The organism is Enterobacter cloacae complex sp. Mu1197, assembly GCF_040059225.1.
Classification (GTDB): Bacteria; Pseudomonadota; Gammaproteobacteria; order Enterobacterales; family Enterobacteriaceae; genus Enterobacter; species Enterobacter quasiroggenkampii.
In genome coordinates this window covers 3,611,979-3,635,624 of sequence record NZ_CP157375.1, presented here as the reverse complement: position 1 = coordinate 3,635,624, position 23,646 = coordinate 3,611,979, and the positions used below count along the sequence as shown (strand labels likewise).

Sequence of the window (23,646 nt, the reverse complement as noted above, 5' to 3'; positions counted from 1 at the left end):
CAGGTGCAAATAATGCCAACGAAAATCGTGATTAAAAAGAACACCTATTTTGACTCCGTGTCATTAATGTCCGTTTCCACTAAAGCCAATAAATTGCCGGGCGTTGAACAGGCCTTTGTCGCCATGGCAACGGAAATGAATAAGGGCGTATTAAAAAACCTCGGGCTGTTAACGCCGGAATTAAATGAGGCGAAAAACGGCGACCTGATGATCGTCATTAAAGGTGACGCGGCGAATGATGAAACGCTGGCCGCTATTGAAGCGCTGTTCACGCGTAAAGAGAGCGCCAGCTCTCATGAAGCGCGCTACGCGACGATTGCCAGCGCTAAAACCCATCGCCCGGAGAGCAACCTCGCGGTGATTTCCGTCAACGGCACCTTTGCCGCCCGCGAGGCGCGTCAGGCGCTGGAAAACGATCTCAACGTGATGCTCTTCTCCGATAACGTCTCGCTCGACGACGAGCTGGCGCTGAAGCAGCTGGCGCACCAGAAAGGACTGCTGATGATGGGGCCGGACTGCGGCACCGCCATCATCAACGGCGCGGGACTGTGCTTCGCCAACGCGGTACGTCGCGGACCGATTGGCATCGTCGGCGCATCCGGCACCGGCAGCCAGGAGCTGAGCGTGCGCATCCATGAATTCGGCGGCGGCGTGTCGCAGCTGATTGGCACCGGCGGGCGCGATCTCAGCGAGAAAATTGGCGGCCTGATGATGCTCGACGCCATCGACATGCTGGAAGCCGACGAGGGCACCCAGGTTATCGCGCTGATCTCCAAACCAGCGGCTCCTGCCGTGGCGGAAAAGGTGCTGGCCCGCGCCAGAGCCTGCCGCAAGCCGGTGGTTGTTTGCTTCCTCGGCCGCAATGAACCGCCCGCCGATGAGGACGGACTGCAGTTTGCGCGCGGCACCAAAGAGGCGGCGCTGAAGGCCGTTCTGCTTACCGGCATCAAAAAAGAGTCCCTTGATCTGCACCCGCTCAACTGGCCACTGATTGAAGAGGTGCGCGCCCGCCTGACCCCGCAGCAGAAGTACATTCGCGGTCTTTTCTGCGGCGGCACCCTGTGCGACGAAGCGATGTTTGCCGCGCTGGAGAAGTTCGACGACGTGTACAGCAATATCCAGCCGGATCCCGCTAAACGCCTGCCGGACGTCAGCGTCAGTAAAGCCCACACCTTCCTCGACTTTGGCGACGACGATTTCACCAACGGCAAACCGCATCCGATGATCGACCCGACCAACCGCATCAGCCGACTGCTGCAGGAGGCGCGCGATCCGGAAGTGGGCGTCATCGTGATGGACTTTGTGCTGGGCTTCGGCGCGCACGAGGATCCGGTGGGGGTGATGATTGAGGCGATCAAAGAGGCGCAGGCCATCGCGAAGGCCGATAACCGTCCGCTTGAGATCCTCGGGTACGTGCTCGGCACCGATCAGGATCCGCAGTCGCTGGCGCAGCAGTGCCAGATGCTGACCGACGCAGGCGTCATCTGGGCCAGCAGCAGCACCAATACCGGATTACTGGCACGCGAATTTGTCTGCAAAGGAGAGAACGCATAATGACCACCTTATTTAACCAGCCGCTGAACGTCATTAACGTGGGTATCGCGATGTTCAGCGACGATCTTAAAAAGCAGCACGTTCCCGTGACCCAGCTTGACTGGACGCCGCCGGGGCAGGGCAATATGCAGGTTGTTGAAGCGCTCGACCAGCTGGCGGAAAAACCGCTGGCGGAGAAGATCGCCGCCGCCAACCAAATCGCCCTTGAGCGCATTATTCAGTCCCATCCGGTGCTGGTGGGCTATGACCAGGCGATTAACGTCGTGCCGGGGATGACCCGCACCACCATTCTGCACGCTGGTCCGCCTGTCTCCTGGGAAAACATGTGTGGCGCGATGAAAGGCGCGGTCACCGGTGCGCTGGTGTTTGAAGGGCTGGCGAAAGATCTCGACGACGCGGCACGGCTTGCCGCCTCAGGGGAGATCACCTTCTCGCCATGCCACGAGCATGACTGCGTGGGCTCCATGGCGGGCGTCACCTCCGCGTCGATGTTTATGCACATTGTTGAGAACAAAACCTACGGCAACCGCGCCTTCACCAACCTCAGCGAGCAGATGGCGAAGATCCTGCGCATGGGGGCCAACGACCAGAGCGTTATCGATCGCCTGAACTGGATGCGCGACGTGCTCGGTCCGATGCTGCGCGACGCGATGAAGATTATCGGCGAAATCGACCTGCGCCTGATGCTGGCCCAGGCGCTGCACATGGGCGATGAGTGCCACAACCGCAACAATGCGGGCACCACGCTGCTGATCCAGGCGTTGACCCCGGGGCTGATCCAGGCGGGCTATCCGGTTGAGCAGCAGCGCGAGGTGTTCGAGTTTGTCGCCAGCAGCGACTACTTCTCCGGCCCGACGTGGATGGCGATGTGTAAAGCCGCCCTGGACGCCGCCCACGGCATTGAATACAGCACCGTGGTTACCACCATGGCGCGTAACGGCTACGAGTTCGGCCTGCGCGTTTCCGGCCTGCCGGGGCAGTGGTTCACCGGCCCGGCGCAGCAGGTGATCGGCCCGATGTTCGCGGGCTATAAGCCGGAAGACTCCGGGCTGGATATCGGCGACAGCGCCATCACCGAAACCTACGGCATCGGCGGTTTTGCGATGGCGACGGCCCCGGCAATCGTTGCGCTGGTGGGCGGCACGGTGGAGGAAGCTATCGACTTTTCCCGTCAGATGCGCGAAATCACCCTCGGCGAAAACCCGAACGTTACCATTCCGCTGCTCTCGTTTATGGGGATCCCGACCGCCATCGACATCACCAGAGTCGCCGGCAGCGGCATTCTGCCGGTGATTAACACCGCTATTGCGCATAAAGATGCGGGCATCGGCATGATAGGGGCGGGCATCGTTCACCCGCCGTTTAGCTGTTTTGAAAAGGCGCTGTTGACCTTCCGCGATCGCTACTTTTTATAAGGCATGCATCCATGAAAAACATGAAACTGGAGTGGAAAAGAGGTGACTGGGCGGCGTATTTCGGGTTGATGACCAACAACCTGACCAATTTGCTGACCATGATGGGGTTGCTCATTTTTGTCGTCGGCATCCCGAAGGAGATTGTTTATGGACGCATTGCGCCAGCCTTCGGGCTGGCGGTGCTGACCGCGAGTATTTGCTACGCCTGGTTTGGCATGCAGATGGCGCGCGCCACTGGACGAACGGACGTCACCGCGCTGCCGTCCGGCCCCAGCGCGCCGTCTATTTTTACCGTGACCTTCCTGGTGTTGATGCCGGTCTATCAGCAGACCGGTGATGCGGAGTTCGCCATCCAGATTGGCCTGGTGTGGTGCTTTGTTGAGGCGATGATCCTGGCGGGCGGCTCGTTTTTAGGGGAAACCATCCGCAAGATGATCCCGCGCACCGTGCTGCTGTCGTGCCTGTCCGGTTTGGGTCTGCTGCTGCTGGCGATGAACCCGATGCTGCAGGCGTTCGAGGCGCCGACCGTGTCGTTTATCGTGCTGCTGCTGATTTTCATCAACTGGTTCGGTAAAAAACCGATCTTTGCCCGCATCCCGACCGGTCTTCTGCTGCTGATTGCCGGTACGGCCCTGGCGTGGATCTCCGGCCTGCAGAGCCCGGAGGCGATCAAAGCCTCCATATCATCCTTCGGCTTTAACCCGCCGCAGGTGCACGTGGAAGGTTTCCTGCAGGGGCTGCCGCACGCGCTGCCGTATCTTGCCTCTGCCGTACCGCTGGGGCTGGCGAACTACATCTTTGACCTGGAGAACATCGAAAGCGCCCACGCGGCGGGGGATGAATACCCGACGCGTAAAGTCATGCTGGCAAACGGTCTGGCCTCCATGCTCGGCTGCCTGATGGGGAACCCGTTCCCGGTGACGGTCTACGTCGGTCATCCCGGCTGGAAAGCGATGGGTGCGAGCATCGGCTACACGCTGGCCTCCGGCGTGACCATGTTCATCGTGCCGCTGTTCGGACTGGGGGCGTTTATGCTCGCCATCATCCCGATGACCGCCATCGTGCCGATTCTGGTGTTTATCGGCGTGGTCACCGCCAACCAGGTGGTGAGGGAAACGCCGAAGGTGGAAGTGCCCGTGATCTTCATCTGCCTGTTCCCGTGGATCGCCAACTGGGCGCTGACCATGATGAACAGCGTGATGGGCGCGGCGGGTACGAATGCCGCCAAAATCGGTACCGACGTGCTGCATAGCAAAGGGATCTACTACGAAGGATTAGTCCATCTGGGGAACGGGGCACCGCTCGCCAGCATGCTGTGGGGCTGTATCGCCATTTTCGCCATCATCAACAAACCGCTGCGCGGTGCCGTGGCTGCGGCGGGCGGGGCGCTGCTGGCGCTGTTCGGGGTGATCCACGCTCCGGTCGTGGGCTTTGCCGAAGGCAGTTCTCTGATGTTCGTCACCGCGTATCTGATGATGGGCGGCATGTTTGTGGTGAAGCATGTGCTGGATAGTCGTGAAGCGGCGAGCGCTGAGCCGGGTACTGTTGCGAAGGAGCACGTATGAAAGAGCTTATGGTCGTCGCCATTGGCGGCAACAGCATTATCAAAGACAACGCCAGCCAGTCGGTTGAACATCAGGCGCAGGCGGTTAAAGCGGTGGCAGAGTCAGTGCTCGAAATGCTGGCCTCCGACTATGACATCGTGCTTACCCACGGCAACGGCCCTCAGGTGGGGCTGGATCTGCGCCGGGCTGAAATTGCCCACGAGCGGGAGGGGCTTCCCCTGACGCCGCTGGCAAACTGCGTGGCGGACACCCAGGGCGGCATCGGCTACCTGATCCAGCAGGCGCTGAACAACCGCCTGGCCGCACGCGGGGAGCAAAAAGCGGTTACGGTCGTCACGCAGGTGGAAGTGGATAAAAACGATCCCGGTTTTACGCACCCGACGAAACCGATCGGCGCGTTCTTCAGCGAGGCGCAGCGCGACGAGCTGCAGCGCACACACCCGGACTGGCACTTTGTTGAGGATTCGGGCCGGGGCTATCGTCGCGTGGTGGCCTCTCCGCAGCCGCTGCGCATTGTCGAGGCCGATGCGATCAAGACCCTGACGCAAAAAGGCTTTGTGGTGATTGGCGCGGGCGGCGGCGGTATTCCGGTGGTGCGCACTGAGCAGGGCGATTACCAGAGCGTTGACGCGGTGATTGATAAAGATCTCTCCACCGCGCTGCTGGCGCGCGAGATCCGCGCCGACGTGCTGGTGATTACCACCGGCGTGGAGAAGGTGTGCGTCAACTTCGGCAAGCCAAACCAGCAGGCGCTGGACACCGTCAACGTAGCGGAGATGACGCGCTACAGGGAAGAAGGTCACTTCCCGGCGGGCAGCATGCTGCCCAAAATCGTCGCCTCGCTGGAATTTTTACACCACGGCGGCAAGCGGGTGATCATCACCTCGCCAGACTGCCTGCCCGCCGCGCTGCGCGGGGAAACCGGTACCCATATTGTGAATGAAGGAAGATAAGATGAGTGAAAACAAAAGCCGCCGTGAATTTATCAGCCAGAGCGGCAAAATGGTGACCGCCTGCGCGCTGTTTGGCGCGACCGGATCCGTCGCGTATGCTGCTGACTCCGCAAAGCCACTCTGCGAGACCGGTAAGCCTATGAATATCACCGCGAAACATTACTATCTGGACAACGTGCTGCTCGAAGCCGGGTTTAACTTCGACGGCGGCGTGGCGACAGGCACACGCACCGAACTGAAAACGCTGGAGATCAAGGACGGGAAGATCGTCGCCCTGCGCGACAACAAGCGCCACGCCGACGCCTCGCTGCCGCACTACGACGCGGGCAACAAGCTGATGCTCCCGGCAATGCGCGACATGCACATCCACCTGGATAAAACCTTCTACGGCGGCCCGTGGCGATCGCTCAACCGCCCGGCAGGCACCACGATTCAGGATATGATCCGCCTGGAACAGAAGCTGCTGCCTGAGCTGCAGCCCTACACCCAGGAGCGTGCGGAAAAGCTGATCGACCTGATCCAGTCGAAAGGCTCCACCACCGCCCGCAGCCATTGCAACATTGAGCCGGTTTCCGGCCTGAAAAACCTGGAAAACTTGCAGGCGGTCCTGGCGCGCCGCAAACCTGGTTTTGACTGCGAAATCGTGGCGTTTCCGCAGCACGGCCTGCTGCTGTCGAATTCCGAAAAGCTGATGCGCGAGGCGATGCAGGCCGGCGCGCACTACGTGGGCGGGCTGGACCCAACCAACGTCGACGGGGCGATGGAGAAATCTCTCGATCTGATGTTCCAGATTGCGCTGGACTACGACAAAGGGGTGGACATTCACCTGCACGAAACCAGCCCGGCGGGCGTAGCGGCGGTGAACTACATGGTCGAAACCGTGGAGAAAACGCCGGCGCTGAAGGGGAAACTCACCATCAGCCACGCCTTCGCGCTGGCGACGCTCAACGAACAGCAGGTGGATGAGATCGCCACCCGCATGGCGGCGCAGCAGGTAACCATCGCCTCCACCGTGCCGATTGGCACCCTGCATATGCCGCTGAAGCAGCTGCGGGACAAGGGCGTGTTTGTGATGACCGGCACCGACAGCGTGATCGACCACTGGTCGCCGTACGGTCTGGGGGACATGCTGGAAAAAGCCAATCTTTACGCCCAGCTCTACATCCGCCCGAACGAGCAGACGCTCTCCCGCGCGCTGGGGATTGCGACCGGCGACGTGCTGCCGCTGAACGACAAAGGCGAACGCGTGTGGCCGAAAACGCAGGATGACGCCAGCTTTGTGCTGGTGGACGCCTCCTGTTCCGCCGAAGCCGTGGCGCGCATTTCCCCGCGTACCGCAACGTTCCATAAAGGAAATCTGGTCTGGGGTACGGTGGACTAAAAGCGAGCCGGGTGGCGGCTTCGCCTTACCCGGCCTACTGAAACCCTCAAATCGTAGGCCGGGTAAGCGCAGCGCCACCCGGCAATGTTTTATACTGGGAGTCACATTCTTAAAGAGGGATCTGCCATGGCACAAAACATCTACGACAACCCGGCGTTTTTTGAAGGCTACGCCCAGCTTCCGCGTTCGGTGCAGGGGCTGGACGGCGCGCCGGAGTGGCCCGCGCTGAAAAGCCTGCTGCCCGATTTAACCGGTAAATCGGTTGTCGATCTCGGCTGCGGCTACGGCTGGTTCTGCCGCGCCGCGCGCGAACTGGGTGCCTCTAAGGTCACGGGCATTGATATCTCAGAAAAGATGCTCGCCCGCGCAGCGGAGCTTACCGCGGACCCACTGATTCACTATCAGCGTAGCGATCTGGACTCTCTCAGCCTCGACGAAAACAGCGTCGAGCTGGTCTACAGCTCGCTGGCGCTGCACTATCTGCCGGAACTGGACACGGTATTTGCCGAGGCTCAGCGCGCGCTTAAGCCCGGCGGCAGCCTGGTCTTTTCGATGGAGCACCCGATTTACACCTGCGCCTCGCGTCAGGGCTGGCTGACCGACGATAACGGCGAGCGGTTCTGGGGCGTGAATCATTATCAGGACGAAGGCCAGCGCGTCAGCAACTGGCTGGCGGACGGGGTGATCAAATACCACCGCACGCTGGGCACCACGCTTAACGCGCTGATCAAGGCCGGATTAACGATAAGCAACGTCAATGAGTGGGGACCAACGCAGGCGCAGATTGACGCCTGGCCCGCACTGGCCGAGGAGGCGGAGCGCCCGATGCTGGTGCTGATCGCCGCCCGCAAGGATCAGTAGCCGACCTTGTATACGCGCCCGGTCTGCACGCCTTCGACGCTGCGACGATAGGCTTGCGCCACCGTGGCGGCAGACACGCTTTCGAAGCCCGGGAAGAAGCCATCGTACGTGTCGACCGATTCGGTGAGCACCGTCGGGCTGATCAGGTTGATGCGGATCCCGCGCGGCAGTTCGCAGGCTGCGGCGCGAACAAACCCTTCCAGCGCGGCATTCACCGTGGTGGCGTTTACGCCCTGCGCAATCGGCTCGTGTGCCACGATTCCGCTTATCAACGTAATCGAGCCGCCTTCATTCAGGTAGTGCTGGCCGGTCAGCGCCAGGCGCACCTGCCCCAGCAGCTTATCCTGCAGACCCTGGTTAAAGTCGCTGTCTTTCATGGTCGCGAGCGGGCCGAAGTAGAGGCCACCACTGGCGGACACAATCGCATCCACCTGGCCGATTTTCTCGAAGAGCGCCTGAACGCTTGACTGCGAGGTGATATCCACCTGCTCGTCGCCCTGCGTGCGACCGACGCGGATGACCTCGTGGCGACGACTCAGCTCTTCCGTTACCGCACGACCGACCGTACCGCTGGCACCAATAATGACGATTTTCATAGCCGACTCCTTATGTTGTGAGCCTTCATTCTTTAATAAATTAAAATGCGGATAAACTGGGCTAAAGTTAGAAGATTGCTAACCAGAGGTTTGGAATATGGATAAGCTCCGCAGCATGGAGACGTTTATTGCCGTGGTGGAAAGCGGCAGCTTCACCGGTGCGGCGGCACGGCTGGAGATGTCGGCGGTGATGGTGGGCAAGTACGTTGCGCTGCTGGAAGCACAGCTCGGCACTCGCCTGCTGGAGCGTAACACGCGCCGTCAGAGCCTGACGGATGCCGGACGCGTCTATTTCGACGAGGCGAAGCGGGTGCTGGAGCAAGTCATGATTGCCGAAAGCGCGGTTGAACGGCTGCGCGCCGCGCCGTCTGGCACCCTGCGCGTCACGGCGCCCACGTCGTTTGGCGGCTGCGTGATAGCCCCGCTGACGGCCACCTTTTTACAGCGCTACCCGGAGGTACGCATCGAGCTGGATCTCACCAACCGGATGGTCGATCTGGTGGAGGAGGGCGTCGATCTGGCCATTCGCATTGGTGACGTTCGCAATGACGATCTGGTGGCGAAATACCTGTGCCCCTACAACATGGTGATCTGCGCCGCGCCGGATTATTTAGCGCGACACGGCACGCCGCAAACGCCAGGCGATCTGGTGGATCATCTCTGTCTTTCGCACACGGTGTGGACGGCACGCAACGAGTGGCGGCTGCCGGGCGTGGAAGGGGAGGTGCGCTGGAAGCGGGATGCGATCTTGAGATGTAACGACGGCTACGGCTTACGCATGGCGGCGCGGGCCGGGGCGGGGCTGTTGCTGCAACCGGAAGTGCTGGTGGCGGAAGAGCTGGCAAGCGGCAGGCTGGTGCGCGTGCTTAAGCCGTTCACGCCCGCGCCAAGGCCGGTGCATTTACTGTGGCGTCAGGATTTGCGGCCGCTGCCTAAACTCACTCAGTTTATTGCGCACATCATGCAGAACGGGCATGTCAGCGTTAATTAGGGCAACGTCCGGTTGGCGCTTTGAGGGGGCCACACTCGTCATAGCCGTAGACGGTATAGCCCTTCTGCTTCATGCAATTCGATATTTTGTCTTCTCTGGCAACGATTTCCTGAAGTGTTTGGTCAGGTCTGCTGCTGCCCCCGTTATAGCTGCCGTCATCAAGATTGGCGTCTTTGTCTACGCCACAGAAGTAAAGATCTTTCTTGCGCTGCTCATTATCGGTGTAGCCTCCTGGCCCCGGCCTCTGGAAGGTTTGAGCATAGCGAACATATTTATAGTTGGAAGAGTCCATGTTATCTACAACACAGCCGCTCAGGAGGAAACAGGATAACGTTACGATGATTTTCATTATTGATGCCTTATGAGAATGTGCTGGCAGAGAAGCCCACACCGAGCAGTGTAGCGAGGATCCTACGAAGCGCATGAAAAATCCAGGGACTTGTGCTAGTAAGAGTGGTCATATCATAAAAAAGAAGGTAACAAGAGAATGTCCGTGAGTAAACTCGCCAGCAGCGCGCAGGGCCTGCAATCATCTGCCATCCGTGAATTATTAAAACACAGCAAAATGGCGGGCGTGATCTCGCTGGGGGGCGGTATTCCAAACCCTGATCTGTTCGATCGTGAAGGGCTGAAAATTGCCGCTGATGCCGTATTATCTCAGCATTTTGGCGAGGCGTTTCAGTATGGCCTGACCGAAGGCGTACCGGGACTGCGGGAAGAGATTCAGCGCATTTGCGAGGGGCGAGGCATTCGCTGTAAGGCCGATGACGTGGTCGTAACCTCCGGTTCACAGCAGTCCCTCGACGTGCTGGCGCGCGCGTTAATTAACCCGGGCGATATTGTTGTCGTCGAGCGTCCAACCTATCTCGCCGCCCTGCAGGTATTCGGCCTGGCGCAGGCGAATTTTGAATCCGTTGGCACCGACGGCGACGGCATGAAGGTGGATGAGCTCGAAGCGCTGGTGGCCAAAAAAGCCATTAAAGCGGTGTATATCGTTCCAACGTTTGGTAACCCCGGCGGCGTCACGCTTTCCGAAGCGCGCCGTAAGCAACTGGTGGAACTCTCGAAGCGCTATGACTTCGTGATCATTGAAGACGATCCGTACAGCGAAATTAATTATACCGATGAAGTCTTCCGCCCGTTAATTGCCCATGCCAAAGATATCGGCAACGAAGAAAACGTGGTGTATACCTCCACCTTCTCTAAAATCCTCGCGCCGGGCACGCGCGTAGGCTGGGTGGTGGTGCCGGAATGGTTGAAGCGCGCGGTGGTGAACCTGAAGCAAACCACCGATCTGCACACCAGCACGCTGTCGCAGCTGATGACGTATGAGTACCTGAAGACCGGCCGTCTGGCCGATCAGATTAAAACGATCCGCGAAGCCTATCGCCAGAAATACCAGACGTTCGCCACGGAACTGGAAGCCGAGTTGGGCGACGTGATGTCGTTCCACAAGCCGAAGGGCGGCATGTTCCTGTGGGCGAAAATGAACAACGGCATGAACACCACCCGCTGGCTGAAAAAAACGTTAAGTAACGGCGTGGTATTTGTGCCGGGCGAATTTTTCTACTGCAATGAGCCAGACCCAGCGACGCTGCGCATGTCGTTTGTCACGCCAACGGATGAAGAGCTGAAAGAGGCCGTTCGACGCCTGAAAGCCTCTTTATAACAGAACGGGGGGGATGATTCTGGACGTAATTTAAGCGGTGAAGCTGAAAATGCAGATCAGGAACTTCACGTTAACTTGCGCAGGATCATACCCGGGCCATGTTTTTGGATTGTATTCGAAAAGTAATACCAAAATTAACATTAACTAACTCATTAATTATTAATGCTTTTTTTCTAAGAAAAGCATTTTTTGTATTATCCCTTTTCGGATTGCTCTTACACTTGTTGCCCATATTCTTATTTGCATCTCATTCATTTTGATCTGAATAATGTCTCATGGAATAAGCGCAGTCGTTGGATGATTTTTTAGCGTTCGCTCAGGGTTAAATCACTTCACAGGCTCTATTCCCGGAATGTTATACATGGATCAGTATAAGGTTACGGATGATGATTATTTGTGTATCTGATAATGTCTGGTTCAGAATTGGGTTGAGTGAAATCATACAAAATTGCCAGAGAGATAAGCAGGAACTGAAGTTTTTAGCATTTGAAAAAGCCAGCGTAACGCTGAGCACGATGGTATTGAGATCACCGGTCACGATAATCATTGACTATTATATTGCTGACCACGGTTTACTGTTGTTACTGTTAAAGATGAAGCGCCAGAATGTTTTTGACAATATACTTATTATTACGACTAATGCGCGAATTGTGGAAGTGACTGAAAATATTTTGCTGGACTCGGTTGCGGATATCTTAATTGATAACAGCGAATCATTTGATAAACTCAGCACTTTTATGGTCAAAGATAAGGCTGGCCAGATTATTTCAAAATCCGTGACCAATAAAACCTGGGCGATGATTAAGAAAAATTCAAATCTCACCCATCGGGAATTAGACCTGATGCCATTTTTTATTACAGGGAAAGGTAATAAAGAGATCTCCCGGCAGGTCGATATTAGTGAGAAAATGGTCAGTATTCACCGGCGTAACATTTATTCCAAACTCCAGGTTGAGAGTCTCACCGGTCTTTATCATTACCTGACAACGGATATAAAGGTTACATAACGTTCGCCGGGAAATGAAGTGTTTTATGCGGGTGTAGTATTCAGGCAGAAACGATGCACTGTTATTCATAATATGTTGTATAAACAGAAGGAGCTGTATATGAAATTGAAATCTCTTTGCGCGGCGATGGTTGCCCTGGGGCTTTTTACCTCTTTTGCCCATGCGGCAGACGGTAAGTTAAAATTTGTAGGGCAAATTGGCTCATCATCCTGCAAGCTCTCCGGGGAAAGCACTGCCGAAATTACGGTTCCGATGGGAACTATTCCGATGGAAACCTTAAAACAAGATGCCAACGGTCCGGAGGTGGGCTTTGCCATTAACCTGACGGGCTGTCAGCCGGGCACCTATTATCTGATTCTTGACGGCGTCAGCCCGTCCGGTCAGCCGAACGTGCTGGACCTGGATAACGCGACCGCCAGCACCACGGCAAAAGGGGTGGGGATTCAGATTAAAGATATCTCCGACCAGAACATTACCTTATCCAAAACCCTTGATAAATCCGATGCCAGCATCACCATTGCTGAAGGCGACACCTCGGGCAGCGGGACGTTCTTCCTGAAAGCGAACTATTACGCCTATAACAAAGATGCGGTCACCACCGGGGAAGCAAACGCAACGGCCACCTTCACCATTGTTCAACAATAACAGGAGCAGGCCTTCGGGCCTGCTTTTAAGGTGGTATGATGAAGTCACTTATTATTGCGCTATTCGCGCTGTACTCTGCATCGGCTATTTCAGCTATTCAGATTGAAAGTTCACGGGTGATTTATTCCGGTGAGAATAAATCGGCCTCGTTAACGCTGCATAACGCGTCGCAAAAAAATTATATTATCCAGACCTGGCTGGACGAAGATTCAGACAAGCCCGGAAAAGAGATGGTGGTGACGCCGCCTATTATGAAGGTGAAACCCGATCAATCCGCCGTCTTACGTTTTATCTATTCCGGTAAAGGATTACCGGCCGACAGAGAAAGCGTTTACTGGATTAACGTTCAGGAAATACCACCCAGGGCCAGCGAGCCTAATGTGATGCAGCTGGCGATTCGAACGCGCCTTAAGCTATTTTATCGCCCGGTTGGGATGAAGGCAAAACTGGACGAGCAGATAGGTCAGTTAACGCTGACGAAAAGTAGTGAGGCATTGGTCGTCAGCAATCCCGGGCCTCTGCATATTAGCCTGAGCCAGTTAATTATTAAAACCCCGCAGGGAAAAGAACAAAAAATAACGGCCCCGATGATCGCTCCCTTTGGTAGCGAAACGATTCCTTTTCCCAAAGGCTCGCGGGTGGTTGGCTTAACGTACATTAACGATTACGGCGGCGTTGCCGACGTGAAAATGCACTAAGCCCACCGTTGCAGATTATTAAATAATGTCATGGATGAATCATTATGCAACGAACATGGATCCCCCTGTGCGCGCTCACCTCTTTACTGGTTTCCGGCAGCGAATGTCTGGCGCAAAGTGAATATAACACCGCATTTTTTCATGGAACGGGCGAGCAATCGTTCATTAATTTGATCGACCCTGATTCCGGCATTATTCCCGGAACCTATTCCCTCGATGTTTACGTTAACCGAAAGCTCGTTGAACAGCGTGACGTTGAGATCGTCCGCGATAAGCCCGACAGCGCGCTGCACCCGTGCATTAGCGCCGATCGGCTGCGCGCGTGGGCCGTCGCTCTTCCCGCTGACGATGACGAGTCGTGCTATCCCCTCGAGCGCCGGATTGCGGGTGCGTCCATGAGCGTTACGATGACCGAGCACCGGCTGGATATTCAAGTTCCCCAGCTCAATATGCTGACGCAACCGCGCGGAACGGTACCCGCCACGCGTTACGACGAGGGCATCAATGCCGCTTTTGTGAACTACAACCTGGCGGCGAACACCATCAGAAGCTACGGGCAAAACAGCCAGTACGCCTACCTTTACCTGAATAACGGCATCAATATAGGGGCGTGGCGCTTGCGCCAGATGGCGAACCTGACAAAGCGGGATGGAGAAACGGGCCACTGGAAAAATGTCTCGTCGTGGGCTGAAAGGGCGCTTCCGTCACTCAGGAGTCGTCTGCTGCTGGGACAAGGGAGTACCGGAACAACCCTCTACGACAGTATTCCGTTTCGTGGGGTGCAGTTGGCCTCGGAGCCCATGATGCGTGCAGACAGCCAGTCGCGCTATGCCCCTGTCGTCAGAGGCGTGGCGGAAAGCAATGCCCGCGTGGAGGTTCGACAGAATAAGTATCTGATCTACTCCACCAACGTGCCGCCGGGACCGTTCGCGTTTGATGACATTGTGCCGGTCAGTCAGAGCGGGGATCTGTTTGTCACCATCATTGAAACCGACGGACGGAAAACCAATCTGGTGATCCCCTATACCGTGCTCCCGGGACTGGTTCGCAAGGGGCAGTGGAACTATGAAATCACGGCCGCAAAATATCATGACGGTGCCGACGGCTATGCCCCTGCGTTTGTTGAAAGCCAGCTCGCCAGAGGGATGAGCGATACGGTGACCCTGTCGGGCGGCCTGCTTTCGGCGGAACACTACCGCAGCGCGGCGATGGGCGTGGGCAAAAACATGGGGCATTTTGGCGCGCTGTCCGTCGATCTGGCGTTATCCGACACGCGGCTGGCGCGGGGCGACGAAGAGCAAGGGGGGAGCGCTCGCTTCCTGTACGCGAAATCCTTTCTCGATTCCCGCACCGATTTCCAGGTGGCGGGCTATCGTTACTCCTCGTCCGGTTATTACGATTTCCAGGAGTCGGTTCAGGAACGTCGCCGCTGGGATAATGGCCGATATAAAACCTATTACTGGGATGACGCCGATCAGGATAACCCTGACTGGGTCGCGTCAAAGCCTGAAATCCATTACGACAGCCGCTACGCAACCAAAAAAGCGCGGCTGGATATCTCAATGAGCCAGCAGATAGGTGAGATCAGCCAGCTTTATCTCACCTTCAGCAAGCAAAGCTACTGGCAGGATGCCGGTTCTGATACCACGGTTCAGTCTGGCTTTACCTCACGGCTGGGCAATGTGACCTGGAGTCTGTACTACCAGAATACGCGCAACCACTACATTGCACATGACAGCAGCATTAACCTGCGCCTGTCTCTGCCGCTCAGCTTTGGCAGCCACCCGGCGACGGCGACGACAGACCTTCACGCCGATCGTGCCGGAAACGTGTCCTCCTCCGCGGGGCTGAGTGGCTCCCTGCTTGAGGATAACCGCCTCAGCTATGCCATGCAGGTGCAGCAAAACGATGCCGAGGGGACGGCGGGCGATCTGAGCATGGGCTACAAGGGGGGCGCCGGAAATCTGTGGCTGGGCTATTCCAGAGCGGAAGATGTGCAGCAAAGCAGCATGAACCTCAGCGGCGGCATCCTTGCTCACGCTGGCGGCGTGACGCTGTCCCAGCCACCGGGCAGTGCCTTTACCCTGATTGAGGCTCAGGATGCGCAAGGGGTGAGGGTAGAGAATCAGGCCGGAGTGCGGATCGACGCTGCGGGCTATGCCGTTGCCCCGCATGCGATTCCTTATCGCAACAATACCTGGTCGTTGAACACCCAGGACTTCCCGGAGGGGCTCGACGTGCCTGTTGCCACCCAGAATAACGTCCCTACCCGCGGCGCGATTACGCGCGTGACGTTTGAAACATATCGGGGCGACAGCGTGCTGATTCACAGCAAACGACCCGACAACAGCGTGCCGCCGGTTGGCGCGCAGGCCTACAGCCGGGGCGAGCGTAACAACGGCATTGTCGGGCCTGACGGGGATATTTTTGTTTCAGGCGTGCTGCCGGGCGAAGCGATCGCCATTCGCTGGGGGGAGGGGGATGACGAACAGTGTCGTATCCAGCTTCCGGATGAGGAACGGCGTGAACAGGATACCGCGGGCTATCGCGAGATCAGCGCAATTTGTCGATAAAGGAGAGGACAATGCAATTTCAGGGACGACATATGCTGTACGCCGCGGTGATTTTTTGCTTCGGCCTGTTTTCTTCCACCGTTATGGCGCTGACCTGTAAAGCCCAGGGTTCGGTGAGCCAGTACGTTGCCATTAACAGCATCATCAAAGCGTCAATCGGCGACTTCGGCACCAACACCAAAATATGGGTATCGTCACCGATCACGGCGACGTTTACCTGCTCTGACACGGACGCCTATCCAAACGGCGAGAGCGCCTATTTATGGCTCGATCCGAAAGATGCGGTGAAAAACGTGCACAACTCTCTGGAGATTGGCATCACCTTCAGGAACGTCGATTACAAGCTGAAGAAAGGCGATAAAATAGAAATTGGTCCAGGCACAGTGTGCCGCCCTAACGGCAACAAAGGCTGTCTCTCCCCGGCGGCCCCGCAGACGTTCACGCTCACCTATCAGGTTTACATCAAAACCACCGGCCTTCCGGCGGCCACCAATGGCAAAGTGATGGGGGATGTCAGCCTGTCGCTCTTCCAGGTAGATGGCGTGGGCGGTCTGCGAGGCGGCACGGTGACTCAGGACGGTAACTTTAACCTGACCATTACCGGGCTGGATAAAATCACCTTTCTGGCCTGCACGCCAAAAGTGCTGCTGGTACCCGATACCCTCGACTTTGGCGTCATCAACGGCAGCTGGGCGACGCCCGGTAAGATTGAGAAAACAAAACCCTTTACGCTACAGGTCGATTTGACGCGTGAAGCCAGCGGTAAAACCTGCACGGGGGAGACGTTGCTGATGACGTTAAGCTCGACGAATACGGTCAAAGACGGAGCAATCATCATGCCCGCGGCAGACAGCGGCTTTGGCTTTATCATTTCCGCCAGCAGCCTGATGGAGCCGCGCATTACGCTGAACACGCCGCAGGAGATAGGAACGATCGGTGGAGATCGGCTCACGCATGATTATCACGCAGGGTTTATATGGACGACCACGACGCCGAAGCTTGGGGATTACAGTGCGACAGCCACCTTTACCGTGACGTTCAAGTAACAAAAGTGGGGATTGCGTGCGGGCTATTTTGCGTAATACTTATCCCGCGCGATAACGGCCGCGTGACGCCCACGGTAAACAGCTATGTTCGAACAACTGACTGGTATTCTGACGCACACCCCCATCTGGGTCTGGGTGCTGTTTGTGTTTCTGGTTTCTCGTGGGCTCCGGGCCCGCCGGCCCGCCACGGTCACGCTGGAAAAACTGGCGATAATCCCGGCCATTTTTCTGCTATGGGATATTTACGATCTGGTGATGTACCGCTCCCTCAGCGTCGCGACGCTGTCGATGTGGCTTGCGGGCATTCTGGCTGGCGCTGCGCTGGGTTACGCATTGATTCGCCCGACGGCGGTAACTCGCGCCGCCGCGCCGCGCACCCTTTGCCGCCAGGCTGACTACACCGCGCTGCCGTTTATGATGCTGGCGTTCGCGGTGAAATACGTGCTGGGGGTAATGAGCGCCATCGCGCCGCAGACGCTGCAGCAGCCCGCCATCTGCGCCCTTGCGATTGTCTCCGGCGGGCTGTTTGCCGGGGTGTTTATCGGCAAGTTTACGCGGTATGTTGAGGTGTTTAGCCGTACCGCGCCGCGCCCGGCGGAGTGACGTTATTCTGTCGCGTGTGCCAGGGTGCGATCTGAAGCATCGCCGCTGAGCGCTCGCGTGACTTCATGGATCCGCCAGATTTTCCCTTCACGCAGCGCGGCAAACAGGTAAACCTCTATCTCTGCCTGACGACCATCAGGATACGTGACCGTCACGATATGCCGGTCAGCCAGAAGTTCGTCATGACAGGCTATCTCCGCCACGCTAAAGGCGATCGCGCGGATCTGCGAGCGGACGTGGTTCAGGTGCTGAATAAAACCCCGGTAGTCAAGGGCGTGACCGTCCGTAAACTGCTGGTAATCGGGCGTAAATACCTCTGCCGGATCGATATCGTCGTTGAATAAGCGGGTTAACAGGCACGCCATTTTTTCGCGCTGCGCGGCGTTGTCAGGCTGGGCTACCAGAGAGGTGATAATGCTCATACGGGCTCCTTATGTGGTTGAGTCCCCATTATCCTTGACAGCCAAAGACGTGGTTTCTGTAATAGGCCGATGAATAACGATTTTCGGTCAAAATGAGATGGTCAGTTTTGAAACGCTCCGTCATCCCGGCGGGTATCGAACACCGTGGCACAGTCATCGCACCGGCCAGCTGTGGCGCATTGCAACGGGTCTGCTGGTCATTGAGACGCAGCAGGCGCGCTCGGTCGTACCGGCAAAACACATCGGCTGGATCCCGCCAGGTCAGCAGCATGCCGCCTTTTCTGAAAGCGCAATAGAAGGCTGCGCCATCTATCTTGACCCCGCCTGCTGTGCAGGGCTTCCCGATGCACCCGCGCTGTTCGAGCCCGACGATCTGACTCATGCACTGGTTTCCCGTTTATGTGGTGCAGAGAACGAGTACGATCCGCGAAAGCTGACTTTGCTGCTGGATGAGCTTGCCCTGACGCCCCAGGTTCACTTTTCTCTGCCCGTGCCGACGGATCCGCATCTTAAGAACGTGGTCAGCCATTTGCTGCAGTTTGTCGATGATAACCAGACGGTCGAGAGTCATGCTATTCATGCTGGGATGAGCGTACGTACGTTCAATCGTCGGTTTAGTGCCCAGACCGGAATGAACTTTGTTAACTGGCGGCAGCTGGCGCGCGTCATGCAGGCAATGGAGTGGCTGGCGGCGGGGAAGCCGGTAGGGTGGATTGCGCTGTCCTGCGGCTACAGCAGCGTCAGCGCATTTATTGAGGTTTTCAGAGCATGGACCGGTAAAACACCGGGGCAGTGGGCGATGTTGCGGTCTGATGCCCTCCCCACGTCCCGCTGAGCTTTACAATGTAGGCCGGGTAAGGCGAAGCCGCCACCCGGCGATTGACTACCGCTCCCTCAGCGCTTCTTTCGCCCGGTTAAACGGCTTGATCAGATAATCCAGCACCGTTTTCTCGCCGGTCTTAATGTCCACCGTGGCAATCATCCCCGGCACAATCGAGAAATGCCTGCCCGCCTTATTGACCAGGTAATCCTGGCTGGTGCGGATAAATACCCGGTAGTAAAACACCTCCGGCTTGGCCTCGTCCTGAATAGTGTCCGGCGAAATCGTCTCCACGACCCCGTGCAGCCCGCCGTAAATGGCGTAATCGTAGGCGGTGATCTTCACCAGCGCCTCCTGATTCGGGTGGATAAAGGCGATATCACGCGGCGACAGGCGGGTTTCAATCAGCAGATGATCGTCCACCGGCACAATCTCCATCAGCTCGCCGTTGGGCGGGATCACGCCGCCGATGGTGGTGACCTTGATGTTTTTGACGATCCCGCGCACCGGGGATTTTACCGTCAGACGGGTGACGGAATCCTGACGGCCCTTGAGGATCGCCGAAACCATATCCACCTCCGCGTTGGCCTTGGAGAGCGCCTCGCGGGCCTGGACGTAATACTGCGAACGCACGTCGGTGAGCTTCAGTTCCAGATCGCTTTTCTGCCGCTGCAGGCGCAGCACCTCCACGTGGCTGGCAGCCCCGGTTTTCACAAGCCGCTGGGTAATGGCCAGCTCTTTATTCGCCAGATCTAACGCGGCGCGAAGCTCCCGCTGGGTATCCTCCAGCTGCGCGCGGCGCGAGTTGTACAGCCGCGTTTCGTCGGCAATCAGATCCGGCCATTTCGCCAGCGAAGGAGGGAACTTCAGCGGCAGATCGTTCACCTCGGCATACAGGCGGGCGCTGGAGGCCAGAGACGCGCGGTAGCGCGCCGCGCTTTCGCCGACGTTTGACTCGGAACGGGTAGGGTCAAGCCGCGCCAGCACCTGTCCGGCCTGCACCTGATCGCCCTCGTGGACGTTCAACTCGGTGAGGATCCCCCCGTCCAGCGACTGTAAAACCTGCTCGCGCGAGCTGGGGATCACTTTCCCCGATCCGGTTGACACCTCATCCAGCACGCCAAACCACGCCCAGACGCCCAGCACCACAAACATCAGCAGCGAGAAGATCACGATCCGACGCGCGCCGGTGTAGCCGCTTTCGGAGTCGAGGGCGTTATCAAGATCGTCCATTGCCGCCACGTCACGCTGACTGATTTTCATTTTTCCACTCCCGTCCGGTTGCTGCCTGCTGCTGTTGCTGCTGCATACGGCTGTTGCTCAGCGCCTGGGCTTTTGGCGCGTCCATCACCAGCATCCCATCTTTCAACACGACCACGCGCTCCACCAGCTCCAGCACCGGTACGCGATGGGTGGCGACGATCAGGGTGCGGTGTCCGAGCCAGTCGCCCAGCCGCTGGATAAATTCCCGCTCGGTGTGCTCGTCCAGCGAGGCGGTGGGTTCATCCATCAGCACGATATTCGGATCGCGCAGCAGCATCCGCGCCAGCAGAATCGACTGACGCTGCCCACCGGAGAGCCCCACGCCGTTTTCCATGATCGGGTAGTCCAGCCCCTTGGGCAGCTTCTGCACGAAACTTGCCGCGCCGGTCAGTTCCAGCGCTTCAAAGATCTCTTCGTCGGTGGCGCGCGGCATGCCGAGGGTGATGTTCTCGCGCAAGGTGCCGTAAAACAGCCGCGCGTTCTGGGTCATAAAGCCGACGTTGCGCCGCACGTCCGCCACGTCGAGATGCGGCAGGCTGAAGCCGTCGAGCCGCAGCTCGCCCGCCGCCAGATCCATCCCGCCCGCCATCGCCTGCAGCAGGGTCGATTTGCCCGCGCCGTTGCGCCCGAGGATCGCCACTTTCTCACCCGGCACGATCTCGAGGCGGTTAATGCGCAGCGCCATGCGCGGATCGTCCGGCTGATAGCGGAACTGCGCCTGCTCAAAGAGGTAGTGACCGCGCAGCACGTCCTGGCGGATCGGCGTCTCCTCGCGCTGGTTTTCGGTGGGGAGCTGCATGATGCTGTCCAGCCCCTCTTTTGCCGCTTTGACCTGCTGCCAGCGGGCCAGCACGCCGCACAGCGTCGCCATCGGGGCGATCATGCGGGAGGCCAGCATCGAGGCGGCGACCACCGAGCCGGTGGTCAGGGTGCCGTCGATCACCATCGGCGCGCCGACCACAATCACGGCGGCGTAAACCAGGCTCTGAATGGTCATCCCCCAGCTGATCAGGTTCTGCGTCAGCTCGCGGGTGCGCAGGCCGGATTCGGCGGTGATCTGGATATAGCTGTTCCACTGCTGCAAAAAGCGGTTTTCCGCCTGCATCAGCTTGATGTCCTCCAGCCCCTGCACGCTTTCCACCAGCACCGCATTGCGCAGGGTTGATTCATGGGCCGACTGCTTCGCCAGCTCCGCCAGCTTTTTCTGCAGCAGCAGGCCGGGCAGGACCATGATCACCGCCGCGACCGGGGCGATCCACGCCAGCTGTGGGGCGATGATCGCCAGCACCACCACGAACAGTAAAAAGAAGGGCAGGTCGACAATCGTCGAGATGGTGGACGAGGTGACCATCTCGCGGATCTGCTCCAGCTCGCGCAGCTGTGAGATAAAGCTGCCGGTGGAGCGGGGAATCGCGCTGTTGCGCAGCCGCAGCGCGTGGCCGAAGACGCGATCCGAGACGCGCATATCCGAGCGCTTGCCGAGCAGATCCATAATGTGCCCGCGCGCCACGCGCAGTACGAAGCCAAACAGGGTGGCGATCAGCACCCCGATGGTCAGGACGTACAGCGTCGGGTAGGACTGGGCGGGGATCACCCGGTCATACACCTGCATGGAAAAGACGATCCCGGAAAGCGACAGCACGTTGATAAACAGCGCGGCGAGCATCACCCAGCTGTAGGGGCGGAGATCGCGCATCACCAGCCGGTAGAGCCAGTCCGGACGGTATTTTGAGATATAGGCATCCACGCGGCTGTCCTTCAGCGCGGCGAGTGGCCGCAGGGCAATGACGTGGCGGATGGCGGGCAGCATGGCCGTCATCGACAGCCGGTTAGTGTAGGTCTGGTCGTCGAAGAAGCTGACTTCCAGCGTGTCGTCGCCGTCGAAGTGCTCGATCGCGCCGACCCGGCCGTCATTCAGCGCCACCACCACCGGCAGACGCCAGCTGTTGATCGACTGCTGGTCAGCGGTGAGCAGTTGAAACGACAGCCCCGCCTCACGCGCCAGTTGGGTGAGGGCGGGTACCATCGGTTTGCCTTTCAGCCACGGTGCGCCTGCGATCAGCGCGCCGGGCGAGCAGGCGACGCGGTAGCGGGTGGCGATAAAGCCAAAGGCCTGCGCCCACTGCGCCAGCGCCTCATCCGTCATATTTTCACCTTGCGGGATATCACGCTGCTTCATGGCTGGATCTCCACGGTCTGGATGGTGCGGTTATCAAGGTCGAACGCATGACGCAATTGCCCGGTGTTATACAGGCAGTTGAGCTGCAGCTGATGCAGCTGACCGAGGGTCTGCTGCTGGGTGAAGCGCGCCTGATAAACCTCCTGTTCGGCGTTGAGCACGTCGAGCAGCGGGCGCGAGCCGAGGTCAAGATACTGCTGCTGGTACAGTTCGCGGGTGCGGGCGCTGAGCGCCTCCTGGCGGCCCTGAATTTGCAGCGTGCTTTGCAGGCTCATCACCTGACTGCGGGCTTCCAGCAGTTTCTGGCGGACATCCAGGCGCGTGCGCTGAATGGTGGACTGTGCCGCTTCCACCGCGTGTCCGGCGGCGTTACGCCGGGCGGTGAGGCCGCCGCCCTGATAGAGCGGCATCTGCACTTTCACCCAGGCGGAATACTGGGTGCGATCCCGCGTGTCGCTGCCCGCGTAGCGATCGTTCATGTAGTGGCGCACCTCCGGCTCCAGCGAGACGGTTGGCGTCATCTGCGCGTCGGCGTAGTCGAGGTTAGCCTGGGCGACGTTAGCCTGCGCCCAGGCGGCGAGCACCGCAGGGACCAGGCGGTCATCCGGCTCGGCGACATCGCAGCTGCGGGCCAGCTTTTGCGGAAAGTCGTTGCTGATCGCGTTCAGGCTGTTCCAGCCGAGAAAGCTCATCAGCGTCGCGCGGGCGCTCTCCAGGCTGGCCTGGTACTGCATCAGCTGGGCGCGCGCGCCTTCGATACGAGCATCGGTCTGCACCACGTCAGAGAGCGACGTGGCGCCCTCGTCGTTACGCTGGCGGGTCAGCGTGCCGATGGAGGAGAGGGCCTCAAGCTGCTCTTTGGCGGTGTCGACCATCTGCTGCCAGGTCTGCACCTGTACCATGGCGACGGCGGTATCGTGGGCGATGGTGTCGATACTCACCAGCACGTTGGCCTGCTGCTGGGCAACGCCAGCGCTCTCGGCGCGCACCTGGCTGGCCACTTTGCCGAAGTCGTAGAGCATTTGAGAGAGAGAAAGCACCAGCGACGGCGTAAAGCCGTTCTGGTCGCCGTCGTGGGAATACCCGTTGTCCACGCCGGCATTAATCTGCGGATAGTATTTTGACTTCGCGACGTCCACCTCTTCGCTCTGCTGGTAGAGTTTGCCCACGGCTTCGCTGATGGCCGGGTGCCACGTGACGGCACGGTTAACGGCTTCGCCAAGCTGTAATGAACCGGGTGCGGCGTTGCCAGCCACCGGGGCCACGCGGCCGTTGAGTGAGGGGAGTTCCTGCGTTTCGCGAAGCTGTCCGGTATTGATGGTTGCCGCCGGATTTGCGCAGAAAGCGGGCGCAGATATCAGGCAGCACGAGAGCCACCAGTAAGGCATCTTCATTCCCATGTCAT

Annotated in this window: 21 protein-coding genes; 15 read left to right on the top strand and 6 right to left on the bottom strand. The window is 58.4% G+C overall.

Annotated elements, in window-relative coordinates; genetic code table 11:
- The first annotated feature begins 12 nt into the window (after positions 1-12).
- The 6 genes from fdrA (at position 13) to ABFV38_RS16950 (ending at position 7,729) form a co-directional block, all read left to right on the top strand.
- Positions 13-1,554 (top strand): acyl-CoA synthetase FdrA, encoded by a 1,542-nt coding sequence (gene fdrA, locus ABFV38_RS16975; RefSeq protein ID WP_348957628.1) that lies wholly within the window; start codon positions 13-15, stop codon positions 1,552-1,554.
- Entirely contained in the window at positions 1,554-2,969 is a 1,416-nt protein-coding gene (locus ABFV38_RS16970; RefSeq protein ID WP_069720362.1) for a DUF1116 domain-containing protein, read from the top strand. The genes fdrA and ABFV38_RS16970 overlap by 1 nt, the downstream gene beginning before the upstream one ends.
- Positions 2,970-2,980: 11 nt before the next feature.
- On the top strand, positions 2,981-4,534 hold the full coding sequence (locus ABFV38_RS16965; protein ID WP_348957627.1) for a xanthine permease: 1,554 nt from the start codon (positions 2,981-2,983) through the stop codon (positions 4,532-4,534).
- A complete protein-coding gene (locus tag ABFV38_RS16960) occupies positions 4,531-5,487 on the top strand; it encodes a carbamate kinase family protein (protein ID WP_126533943.1) in 957 nt (318 codons plus the stop codon). The genes ABFV38_RS16965 and ABFV38_RS16960 overlap by 4 nt, the downstream gene beginning before the upstream one ends.
- Position 5,488: 1 nt before the next feature.
- Positions 5,489-6,868: an amidohydrolase family protein gene (locus tag ABFV38_RS16955; RefSeq protein ID WP_348957626.1), complete on the top strand. Its 1,380-nt coding sequence runs from the start codon at positions 5,489-5,491 to the stop codon at positions 6,866-6,868.
- A gap of 126 nt (positions 6,869-6,994) precedes the next feature.
- Entirely contained in the window at positions 6,995-7,729 is a 735-nt protein-coding gene (locus tag ABFV38_RS16950; protein WP_348957625.1) for a class I SAM-dependent methyltransferase, read from the top strand.
- Here ABFV38_RS16950 and ABFV38_RS16945 read toward each other — a convergent pair.
- Entirely contained in the window at positions 7,723-8,325 is a 603-nt protein-coding gene (locus ABFV38_RS16945) for a short chain dehydrogenase (RefSeq protein WP_348957624.1), read from the bottom strand. The genes ABFV38_RS16950 and ABFV38_RS16945 overlap by 7 nt on opposite strands.
- 97 nt (positions 8,326-8,422) lie before the next feature.
- Between ABFV38_RS16945 and ABFV38_RS16940 the strand changes: the two genes are divergently transcribed.
- Positions 8,423-9,316, top strand: a complete 894-nt coding sequence (locus tag ABFV38_RS16940) for a LysR family transcriptional regulator (protein WP_348957623.1) — start codon at positions 8,423-8,425, stop codon at positions 9,314-9,316.
- Here ABFV38_RS16940 and ABFV38_RS16935 read toward each other — a convergent pair.
- Entirely contained in the window at positions 9,309-9,665 is a 357-nt protein-coding gene (locus tag ABFV38_RS16935) for a hypothetical protein (protein ID WP_235403749.1), read from the bottom strand. The genes ABFV38_RS16940 and ABFV38_RS16935 overlap by 8 nt on opposite strands.
- Positions 9,666-9,803: 138 nt before the next feature.
- Here ABFV38_RS16935 and ABFV38_RS16930 point away from each other — a divergent pair, with 138 nt between their 5' ends.
- The 7 genes from ABFV38_RS16930 to ABFV38_RS16900 all read left to right on the top strand — a co-directional run bounded on the left by ABFV38_RS16930 (position 9,804) and on the right by ABFV38_RS16900 (position 17,557).
- Positions 9,804-10,985 carry a PLP-dependent aminotransferase family protein gene (locus ABFV38_RS16930; RefSeq protein WP_348957622.1) on the top strand — a complete coding sequence of 394 codons (1,182 nt, stop codon included), beginning with the start codon at positions 9,804-9,806 and terminating at the stop codon, positions 10,983-10,985.
- Positions 10,986-11,368: 383 nt separating this feature from the next.
- Positions 11,369-11,992, top strand: coding sequence for a LuxR C-terminal-related transcriptional regulator (locus ABFV38_RS16925; RefSeq protein ID WP_348957621.1), 624 nt, complete (start codon positions 11,369-11,371; stop codon positions 11,990-11,992).
- 99 nt (positions 11,993-12,091) lie between these two features.
- On the top strand, positions 12,092-12,637 hold the full coding sequence (locus ABFV38_RS16920) for a fimbrial protein (RefSeq protein ID WP_167213801.1): 546 nt from the start codon (positions 12,092-12,094) through the stop codon (positions 12,635-12,637).
- Positions 12,638-12,672: 35 nt separating this feature from the next.
- On the top strand, positions 12,673-13,335 hold the full coding sequence (locus ABFV38_RS16915) for a molecular chaperone (RefSeq protein WP_348957620.1): 663 nt from the start codon (positions 12,673-12,675) through the stop codon (positions 13,333-13,335).
- Between the two features lie 44 nt (positions 13,336-13,379).
- On the top strand, positions 13,380-15,908 hold the full coding sequence (locus tag ABFV38_RS16910; RefSeq protein WP_348957619.1) for a fimbria/pilus outer membrane usher protein: 2,529 nt from the start codon (positions 13,380-13,382) through the stop codon (positions 15,906-15,908).
- A gap of 11 nt (positions 15,909-15,919) precedes the next feature.
- Positions 15,920-16,954 carry a fimbrial protein gene (locus tag ABFV38_RS16905; RefSeq protein ID WP_111967724.1) on the top strand — a complete coding sequence of 345 codons (1,035 nt, stop codon included), beginning with the start codon at positions 15,920-15,922 and terminating at the stop codon, positions 16,952-16,954.
- An 84-nt stretch (positions 16,955-17,038) separates the two neighbouring features.
- Complete coding sequence (locus ABFV38_RS16900) at positions 17,039-17,557, top strand: DUF6622 family protein (protein WP_348957618.1); 519 nt, start codon at positions 17,039-17,041, stop codon at positions 17,555-17,557.
- A 2-nt stretch (positions 17,558-17,559) separates the two neighbouring features.
- Here the strand turns inward: ABFV38_RS16900 and ABFV38_RS16895 are convergent, their stop codons facing one another.
- On the bottom strand, positions 17,560-17,979 hold the full coding sequence (locus ABFV38_RS16895; protein WP_348957617.1) for a nuclear transport factor 2 family protein: 420 nt from the start codon (positions 17,977-17,979) through the stop codon (positions 17,560-17,562).
- Between the two features lie 97 nt (positions 17,980-18,076).
- Here ABFV38_RS16895 and ABFV38_RS16890 point away from each other — a divergent pair, with 97 nt between their 5' ends.
- Entirely contained in the window at positions 18,077-18,814 is a 738-nt protein-coding gene (locus ABFV38_RS16890; RefSeq protein WP_348957616.1) for a helix-turn-helix transcriptional regulator, read from the top strand.
- A gap of 48 nt (positions 18,815-18,862) precedes the next feature.
- On the opposite strand, the gene ABFV38_RS16885 is transcribed toward ABFV38_RS16890, so the two are convergent.
- Genes ABFV38_RS16885 through ABFV38_RS16875 form a run of 3 tightly spaced genes read right to left on the bottom strand, consistent with a single transcriptional unit; the run spans position 18,863 to position 23,641 of the window.
- Positions 18,863-20,032, bottom strand: coding sequence for an HlyD family efflux transporter periplasmic adaptor subunit (locus ABFV38_RS16885; protein WP_086374946.1), 1,170 nt, complete (start codon positions 20,030-20,032; stop codon positions 18,863-18,865).
- A 10-nt stretch (positions 20,033-20,042) separates the two neighbouring features.
- The gene (locus ABFV38_RS16880; RefSeq protein WP_167213813.1) at positions 20,043-22,241 is read right to left on the bottom strand and encodes a type I secretion system permease/ATPase; all 2,199 of its coding nucleotides are present in this window, start codon (positions 22,239-22,241) and stop codon (positions 20,043-20,045) included.
- The gene (locus ABFV38_RS16875; protein ID WP_348957615.1) at positions 22,238-23,641 is read right to left on the bottom strand and encodes a TolC family outer membrane protein; all 1,404 of its coding nucleotides are present in this window, start codon (positions 23,639-23,641) and stop codon (positions 22,238-22,240) included. Before ABFV38_RS16875 ends, ABFV38_RS16880 begins: the two co-directional genes overlap by 4 nt.
- Positions 23,642-23,646: the final 5 nt, after the last annotated feature.

Coding starts and splice junctions, on each gene's coding strand:
- ABFV38_RS16965 (WP_348957627.1), top strand. CDS start 2,981: ATGAAAAACATGAAACTGGAGTGGAAAAGAGGTGACTGGGCGGCGTAT.
- ABFV38_RS16890 (WP_348957616.1), top strand. CDS start 18,077: ATGGTCAGTTTTGAAACGCTCCGTCATCCCGGCGGGTATCGAACACCG.
- ABFV38_RS16935 (WP_235403749.1), bottom strand. CDS start 9,665: ATGAAAATCATCGTAACGTTATCCTGTTTCCTCCTGAGCGGCTGTGTT.
- ABFV38_RS16930 (WP_348957622.1), top strand. CDS start 9,804: ATGTCCGTGAGTAAACTCGCCAGCAGCGCGCAGGGCCTGCAATCATCT.
- ABFV38_RS16955 (WP_348957626.1), top strand. CDS start 5,489: ATGAGTGAAAACAAAAGCCGCCGTGAATTTATCAGCCAGAGCGGCAAA.
- ABFV38_RS16950 (WP_348957625.1), top strand. CDS start 6,995: ATGGCACAAAACATCTACGACAACCCGGCGTTTTTTGAAGGCTACGCC.
- ABFV38_RS16920 (WP_167213801.1), top strand. CDS start 12,092: ATGAAATTGAAATCTCTTTGCGCGGCGATGGTTGCCCTGGGGCTTTTT.
- ABFV38_RS16970 (WP_069720362.1), top strand. CDS start 1,554: ATGACCACCTTATTTAACCAGCCGCTGAACGTCATTAACGTGGGTATC.
- ABFV38_RS16940 (WP_348957623.1), top strand. CDS start 8,423: ATGGATAAGCTCCGCAGCATGGAGACGTTTATTGCCGTGGTGGAAAGC.
- fdrA (WP_348957628.1), top strand. CDS start 13: ATGCCAACGAAAATCGTGATTAAAAAGAACACCTATTTTGACTCCGTG.
- ABFV38_RS16960 (WP_126533943.1), top strand. CDS start 4,531: ATGAAAGAGCTTATGGTCGTCGCCATTGGCGGCAACAGCATTATCAAA.
- ABFV38_RS16910 (WP_348957619.1), top strand. CDS start 13,380: ATGCAACGAACATGGATCCCCCTGTGCGCGCTCACCTCTTTACTGGTT.
- ABFV38_RS16915 (WP_348957620.1), top strand. CDS start 12,673: ATGATGAAGTCACTTATTATTGCGCTATTCGCGCTGTACTCTGCATCG.
- ABFV38_RS16945 (WP_348957624.1), bottom strand. CDS start 8,325: ATGAAAATCGTCATTATTGGTGCCAGCGGTACGGTCGGTCGTGCGGTA.
- ABFV38_RS16925 (WP_348957621.1), top strand. CDS start 11,369: ATGATGATTATTTGTGTATCTGATAATGTCTGGTTCAGAATTGGGTTG.
- ABFV38_RS16900 (WP_348957618.1), top strand. CDS start 17,039: ATGTTCGAACAACTGACTGGTATTCTGACGCACACCCCCATCTGGGTC.
- ABFV38_RS16875 (WP_348957615.1), bottom strand. CDS start 23,641: ATGGGAATGAAGATGCCTTACTGGTGGCTCTCGTGCTGCCTGATATCT.
- ABFV38_RS16880 (WP_167213813.1), bottom strand. CDS start 22,241: ATGAAGCAGCGTGATATCCCGCAAGGTGAAAATATGACGGATGAGGCG.
- ABFV38_RS16885 (WP_086374946.1), bottom strand. CDS start 20,032: ATGGACGATCTTGATAACGCCCTCGACTCCGAAAGCGGCTACACCGGC.
- ABFV38_RS16895 (WP_348957617.1), bottom strand. CDS start 17,979: ATGAGCATTATCACCTCTCTGGTAGCCCAGCCTGACAACGCCGCGCAG.
- ABFV38_RS16905 (WP_111967724.1), top strand. CDS start 15,920: ATGCAATTTCAGGGACGACATATGCTGTACGCCGCGGTGATTTTTTGC.